The sequence below is a fragment of the Bradyrhizobium sp. USDA3010 genome (assembly GCF_056429065.1).
On sequence record NZ_JBWJZD010000175.1, the window covers coordinates 1 to 253 of the forward strand.

Consider the following 253-nt stretch of genomic DNA (forward strand, 5'->3'; position numbering starts at 1 on the left):
CTTATTCATCAGCGGCTTGTTGAGAGGCTGGCGAGCGTGGCGTAAGCCGCTGAGGTGGCGTAGGATTCGGTTGCTGACACCCACCCTCCGCGCATCCGGGCCGCCACACTCGCCATGACCGACGATATATGATCCGCGCCCGCATCTTCGCCATCGCGTGTGGCTACGAGGATGGCAATGATCTCGATCGTTTACGCGGCGATCCGGCGTTCAAGCTGGCTTGCGGCCGACTGCCGGACACTGGCCGGGATCT

The 253-nt window shown here is 62.8% G+C and carries 1 pseudogene; it reads left to right on the forward strand.

The window, feature by feature from the left end:
• Positions 1-116: 116 nt before the first annotated feature.
• Positions 117-253 (forward strand): annotated as a pseudogene (locus AC066Y_RS43440) (transposase); the annotation flags it as partial.